Annotated in this window: 7 protein-coding genes; 6 read left to right on the top strand and 1 reads right to left on the bottom strand. The window is 75.0% G+C overall.

Going from position 1 to position 6,314, the window contains the following annotated elements; all coding sequences use genetic code 11:
• A partial coding sequence (locus DKL51_RS03600) for an HD domain-containing protein (RefSeq protein WP_124811723.1) occupies positions 1 to 1,229 on the top strand: 1,229 nt, incomplete at its 5' end.
• A 3-nt stretch (positions 1,230 to 1,232) separates the two neighbouring features.
• Here DKL51_RS03600 and DKL51_RS03595 read toward each other — a convergent pair.
• On the bottom strand, positions 1,233 to 1,391 hold the full coding sequence (locus DKL51_RS03595; protein ID WP_260428365.1) for a hypothetical protein: 159 nt from the start codon (positions 1,389 to 1,391) through the stop codon (positions 1,233 to 1,235).
• Positions 1,392 to 1,857: 466 nt separating this feature from the next.
• Here DKL51_RS03595 and DKL51_RS03590 point away from each other — a divergent pair, with 466 nt between their 5' ends.
• The 5 genes from DKL51_RS03590 to DKL51_RS03570 all read left to right on the top strand — a co-directional run.
• Positions 1,858 to 2,925: a helix-turn-helix domain-containing protein gene (locus tag DKL51_RS03590; RefSeq protein WP_124811722.1), complete on the top strand. Its 1,068-nt coding sequence runs from the start codon at positions 1,858 to 1,860 to the stop codon at positions 2,923 to 2,925.
• A 120-nt stretch (positions 2,926 to 3,045) separates the two neighbouring features.
• Positions 3,046 to 3,948 carry an ABC transporter ATP-binding protein gene (locus DKL51_RS03585; protein WP_124811721.1) on the top strand — a complete coding sequence of 301 codons (903 nt, stop codon included), beginning with the start codon at positions 3,046 to 3,048 and terminating at the stop codon, positions 3,946 to 3,948.
• The gene (locus DKL51_RS03580; protein ID WP_124811720.1) at positions 3,938 to 4,759 is read left to right on the top strand and encodes an ABC transporter permease; all 822 of its coding nucleotides are present in this window, start codon (positions 3,938 to 3,940) and stop codon (positions 4,757 to 4,759) included. Before DKL51_RS03585 ends, DKL51_RS03580 begins: the two co-directional genes overlap by 11 nt.
• Before the next feature lie 19 nt (positions 4,760 to 4,778).
• Positions 4,779 to 5,906, top strand: a complete 1,128-nt coding sequence (locus tag DKL51_RS03575; protein ID WP_124811719.1) for a sensor histidine kinase — start codon at positions 4,779 to 4,781, stop codon at positions 5,904 to 5,906.
• Positions 5,903 to 6,314, top strand: a 412-nt coding sequence (locus tag DKL51_RS03570) for a response regulator (protein ID WP_148097715.1), incomplete at its 3' end; no start/stop codon positions are given. The genes DKL51_RS03575 and DKL51_RS03570, both read left to right, overlap by 4 nt.

Raw genomic sequence — 6,314 nt, 5'->3', positions numbered from 1 at the left:
GCGAGTGGCTGGCCGCGTACTGCCCGCCGCTGCCCGCGCCCTGGCCGCCGGCCGCCCGCGCCGCACTGATCACCCTGCTCGGGGCCGGTCCCGGCCTGGTGCCCGCCTGGGAGACCTGCGACCGGTACGGCCTCATCGACGGCTGGCTGCCCGAGTGGACCCGGCTGCGCAGCCTGCCCCAGCACAACCCGGTGCACCGGTTCACCCTGGACCGGCACCTGGTCCAGACCGCGTACGAGGCGAGCCGGCACACCCGCGAGGTGGACCGGCCGGACCTGCTGCTGCTCGGCGCGTTCCTGCACGACATCGGCAAGGGGCTGCCCGGCGACCACAGCAGCGTGGGCGCCCCGCTGGCCGAGGCGGTGGCCGCCCGGGTCGGCCTGCCCGAGTCCGAGGCGGCGCTGATCGGCCGGCTGGTCCGGCTGCACCTGCTGCTGCCCGACGTGGCCACCCGACGTGACCTCGCCGACCCGAAGACCATCGCCGGGGTCGCCGAGCGGGTCGGCGACACCACCACGCTGGACCTGCTGCACGCGCTGGTCCGCGCCGACGCGGCGGCCACCGGTCCGGCCGCCTGGTCGGACTGGAAGGGGCGGCTGATCGCCGAGCTGGTCGCCCGGGTGCGCACCGCGCTGGACACCGGCGCCCTGCCCGCACCCCCGGCCCCCGATCCCGCGCTGGTGGCGGGGCCGCTGCCGGTCGTACACCTCGCGGAGGACCGGGTGGCGGTGGCCGCGGCGGACCGGCGGGGACTGCTCGCGACGGTCGCCGGTTGCCTGGCTCTGCACCGGCTGGAGGTGATCTCCGCGGACGCCTCCACGGTCGACGGCCGAGCCCTGGTCGAGTGCCGGGTGCAACCCCGCTACGGGCTGGCGCCCGACCCCATCGCCCTCAGCGCCGACCTGCGTCGCGCGGTCGCCGGAGACGTGTCGGTCACCCAGCGGCTGCGCGGTCGGGCCCTCGCGGCGCGTGGTGAGGGGGCCGCCCCGCGGGTGGTCTGGCACCGGGAGGCGGCCACCGACGCGGTGGTGCTGGAGCTGCGCGCCGCCGACGCGGCCGGGCTGCTCTACCGGGTCAGCTGCGCGCTGGACGAGGCCGGGGCGCAGGTCCGCGCCGCCCGGATCTCCACCCTCGGCGGTGACGTCGTGGACGCGTTCTACCTGGTCGGCGGCTGGCCCTCCGACGCCGAACGGGCCCGCCTGGAGGCCGCCGTCCTGGCCGCCGTGTGAGGACTACCCGGCGCGGGCCCAGGTCAGGAAGCGATCGGTCAGGTTCTCGGGCAGAGCGTGTCCGTTGAGCTGCGAGAGCTGCGCCCCGGCCTCGGCCATGAGAGTGCTCAGGTACACCAGCAGGGCCGTACGGTCGGCGCGGTACTCCATTAGCAGCGCCAACCGAGCCGGCTGACAGGGCCACTCGGCGCCGCACGCGCGGCAGCGCCACAGCGGACGCATCGGGCGGTGCGGACGGGCTGTCCGGCTCACCTGTGGCCTCCGTTGTTCCGCCACTCGCCGGCCCGCCAGCGCTGGGCGGGGGTCAGGTTGCCGGCGCGGCCCGGGTCGGTTGTCGGGAAGACCTCGGTTGGTTGCGCCGCCCAGCGCGGCCGCTCATTGGGCGGGACCGGGCGCGGGAGCGGAATGGACGTCCCGGGCTTGTTGCGCCAGAACCGGAAACGCATAGCGAGGCCTCCTCTGCCACCGTGGAAGGGGCCGCCCGCCATCCCCGGTCGGCGCGGCCCCCCGCGCAGGTCCCGCCGACGGCTCAAGCCACGTCAGCGGTTCCGTATGTCCACAGTGTCGTGACCGTGGGGTTACTCTCGGAAGTGCATCGAGCTTTCACGAGGTTTCAACAGGGGGCCGGATGGACGACCTTGGCGCGCAGTTGCGGCAGGCGCGTACCGAGGCCGGCATCACGCTCGCCTCGGTGGCGGCCCGGTCGTGCTACTCGGCCTCGCATCTGAGCAACTTGGAGGCCGGGCGGCGGGCCGCCACGCCTGACATCGTGCTCGCCTACGCGCGGGCGCTCGGGGAGGGTGACGTGAACCGTCGACAGGTGCTTGGCCTGGCGGCCGGCGTCCTGGGTCCGGTCGTGGCCGGCGAACTCATCCGGGTCGGCTTCAGTGCGGCGTTGAACGGCCGAGGGGCCGAAGAGGACTGGCGCGAGCGGGTCGACCAGTACGGCCGGGACTACATGGCAGTTGGCGCGGCGCTGCTTCAGGCCCGCCTGGCGAGCGACCTCGTGATCCTTCAGCAGCACCTGGACACGCCCCACATGTGGTCGCATGCGGCGCGGGCGCTGGTCACCTACGGCAAGACCACGTCGCATCCCGCCGAGGCGATCCGCTGGTACGACCTGGCCGCATCGGCGGCGGACCGTTCCGACGATCTCGGCGTCCGGGTATGGGTGCGGGGTCGTGCGGCGATCGCCCTTGCCTACGAGGGCGCGGCGCTGCCGACCGCCCGCCGGTACGCGGACCAGGCGATCACCCTCTCCGACCGGCCGTCGCTCGGCCGCGTCCAAGCCCTGATGGCGCTGGCGCACGCCGCGGCGGGACGCGGGAACCAGGCCGGCGCGGTTGGGCTCGACACGGAAGCCCGCCGAGTCTTCGATCACGTCGCCTCCCCGGACGACGAAGTCTCGGACACAGCTGTCCCGCCGTGGCGGATGGCAACCTTCCGCAGCATGCTCTACGGCCGCCTCGGCATGCCCGGGCCCGGCGTCGAGGCGCAGGAGGAGGCCGACCGCACGCGGCCGGCAGGGCTGCCGCGCTTCGCGACGCACATCGAGCTGCACCGCGGGCTGACCGTGGCGAAGGCCGGCGACAAGGCCGGGGGCGTCGCGTATGCCCGGCGGGCGTGGAATGCCCTTCCCGCCGAGCGGCGGTCGCAGAGCCTGGCGCTGATGCTCCGTGAGGTCGAGCGGGCGTAGCGGTCTCCAAGTTCGGGCGGAGGTCGGTAGCCGGGCGGCCCGGGCCTACGTTCCAGGGCGTACGACCGGAGTCGCTTCCGCGACGACGCTCGCGGGCCCGTTGGGCGGCAGGCTCGGGGCATGAACCTGCCAGTGCACACCGAACGGCTCACCAAGCGGTACGGCGGCCTGACCGCCGTGCAGGACCTCGACCTGACCGTCCGGGCCGGCGAGGTGTACGGCTTCCTCGGCCCGAACGGCGCGGGCAAGACCACCACGCTGCGGATGCTGCTCGGGCTGGTCCGCCCCACCTCCGGCACCGTACGGCTGCTCGGCCGGCCGCCCGGGGCGGGCCGGCTCGGCGGGGTCGGCGCGCTGATCGAGGGACCCGCGTTCTACCCGTACCTGTCGGGCCGGGACAACCTGCGGGTCCTGGCCCGCTACGCCGGGGTCGGCGCCGACCGGGTGTCGCTGGTGCTCGACCTGGTCGACCTGACCGAGCGGGCCGGCGACCGGTACGCCGGCTACTCGTTGGGCATGAAGCAACGCCTCGGCGTGGCCGCCGCCCTGCTGAAGGACCCGCGCCTGCTGATCCTGGACGAGCCGACCAACGGCCTCGACCCCGCCGGCATGGCCGACATGCGCACGCTGATCCGCCGGCTCGGGGCCGGTGGGTGCACCGTCCTGGTCTCCAGCCACCTGCTCGGCGAGGTCGAGCAGGTCTGCGACCGGGTGGGGGTGATCTCCCGGGGCCGGCTGATCGCCGAGGGCAGCGTCGCCGACCTGCGCGGTGCGACGGGTCTGCGGGTGCTGGCCGACCCGCTGGAGGTGGCCGCGGCCCGGGTCGGGGCCCTGGTCGGGGAGGAACGGGTGCGGGTGGTGGACGGCGGGCTGGACCTGTCGATCGAGCCGGACCGGGCGGCCTGGCTCAACGCCGAACTGGTCGACGCCGGGGTGGCGGTGCGCGAGCTGCGCCCCCGGGAGCGGGATCTGGAGCAGGTCTTCTTCGACCTCATCGAGAAGGGAACGGCCGATGTCGCGTAGCTTCCGGGCCGAAACGGTCAAGCTGGTCCGACGGCCGGCGTCCTGGCTGCTGCTGGCCATCACGCTGGTGCTCTCGCTGATCTTCACCTACGTCTTCCCGTACGCGAGCATCGCCGGCGGGACCACCGGCCCGAACGCGGACCGGACCCTGCCGATGCTGTTGCCGGACCGGCTGGTGGGGAACTCGCTCGGCGGGCTGCCCGTCTTCCTCGGCTCGATCGTGCTGATCCTCGGCGTGCTCACGGTCGGCGGCGAGTACGGCTGGGGCACCTGGAAGACAGTGCTCTCCCAGGGCCCGTCCCGGCTGGAGGTGTACGCCGGCAAGCTGCTCACCCTGGCGGCCGCCGCCCTCGTCGTGGTGCTCGCCGTCTTCGCCGTCGGCGCGGTGTCCAGCGCCCTGATCGCGGTCGCCGAGTCGCAGCCGGTGCACTGGCCGTCGGCCGGCGACCTCCTCACCGGAATCGGGGCGGGGTGGCTCATGGCGACGATGTGGGCCATGCTCGGTGCCGTGCTCGCCGTCGCGCTGCGAGCGGTGGCGCTGCCGGTCGGCCTGGGTCTGGTATGGATGCTGGCGGTGCAGAACCTGCTCGCCGCGATCGCCGCGCCGCTGCTCGACTGGGTGGCCCAGCTCCAGAAAGGGCTGCCCGGCCCGAACGCCGGGTCGCTGGCCGCCGCGCTCGGTGCGCCGGGGGACACCCCCGGTGTCGCGGCCAGCGTCGGTGGCGGGCAGGCGGCGCTGGTGGTGGCCGGCTATCTGATCGCCTTCGCGGCGGTCGGCGGCCTGCTGCTGCAGCGCCGGGACATCGGCTAGGTCGCGGGGGAGGGACGGGGTGGACCGGAACCGGAGCGGGTGGGGCCACGACGCCTTCGACGCCGTCGTGGCCCTCGCGCTGCTCGGGATCGGGCTGCTCGGCACCGCGCCGGCCGGCATCAACCAGGGACTGAGTACCGGGCGGGCGACGTACCCGCTGGTCGTGGTGGCGGCGCTGGTGCTGGCGGTACGGCGGCGGTGGCCGTTGGCGACGCTGGCGGTGGTGACCGCGGCCGGCACCGCGTACCTGGTGCTCGGCTACCCGTACGGGCCGATCCTGCTGTCCTTCTTCGTCGCCGTGTACACGGTCGCCGCGTACCTGCCGCTGCGCACCGCGGCGGTGGCCGGCGGCGCCGCGCTGGTCGCGCTGCTGGCCCACGTCGTCGTGGGGGCCCGCTCACCGGGCCTGCTGGGTGCGATGCCCGCCGCCGCGTGGGTGGTGGTGCCGTTCGCGGTCGGGACCACGGTGCGGCTGGCCCGGGAGAGCACCGCCCGCAACCGCGTGGACGAGGCCCGGCGGCTGGCCGACGCCGAGCGGCTGCGGGTCGCCCGGGAGGTGCACGACGTGGTCGGGCACGGTCTCGCGGCGATCCACATGCAGGCGGAGATCGCCCTGCACCTGCTGGCGAAGAAGCCGGAGCAGGCCGAGGCGGCGCTGACCGCGATCAGCCGCACCAGCAAGGAGGCGCTGGACGAGCTGCGGGTCACGCTCACCGTGGTCCGGCGGGACGAGGCCGCCGACGAGCGGGCGCCGACCCCCGGGCTGGCCCAGCTCCCGGAGCTGCGCGAGCGGCTCGCGGGGGCCGGGGTGCCGGTCATCGTCGAGGTCGCCGGGGAGGCCCGCACCCTGCCGGTCGCCGTGGACCTGGCCGCGTACCGGGTGGTCCAGGAGTCGTTGACCAACGTGCTGCGGCACGCCGGCCCGGCCACGGCCACCGTCCGGCTCCGGTACGCGCCGACCGAGGTCGCCGTCGAGGTGACCGACACCGGGCGCGGGCAGGTCACCGGGCCGGGCCCGGCGGGCGGCTACGGGCTCGCCGGGATGCGGGAGCGGGTCACCGCGCTGGGCGGGTCGTTCACCGCCGGCCCCGGCCCGGGCGGCGGCTTCCGGGTGTACGCGACACTGCCGCTGGAGGAGGCTGCATGATCACCGTGTTGCTCGCCGACGACCAGGACCTGGTCCGGATCGGGTTGCGCGCCCTGGTGGAGAGCGAGGACGACCTCACCGTGGTGGGGGAGGCGGCCGACGGGCTGGCGGTCGTCGAGCTGGCCCGGCGGGAGCGCCCCGACGTGGTGCTGATGGACGTCCGGATGCCCGGGATCGACGGTATTGAGGCAACCCGGCGGATCGTCGCCGACCCGGAGCTGGCCGGTACCCGGGTCATCGTGCTGACCACCTTCGAGCTGGACGAGTACGTCTTCGACGCGCTCCGCCACGGGGCCAGCGGCTTCCTCACCAAGGACACCCGCCCGGCCGAGCTGCTGCGGGCGATCCGCCTGGTCGCCGAGGGGGAGGCGCTGCTGTCGCCGTCGGTGACCCGCCGGGTGGTCCGGG

The organism is Micromonospora globispora (genome assembly GCF_003857015.1).
Taxonomy (GTDB): Bacteria; Actinomycetota; Actinomycetes; order Mycobacteriales; family Micromonosporaceae; genus Micromonospora; species Micromonospora globispora.
The sequence above is the reverse complement of the archived record's forward strand: the minus strand, read 5'-3'. Positions and strand labels throughout refer to the sequence as shown.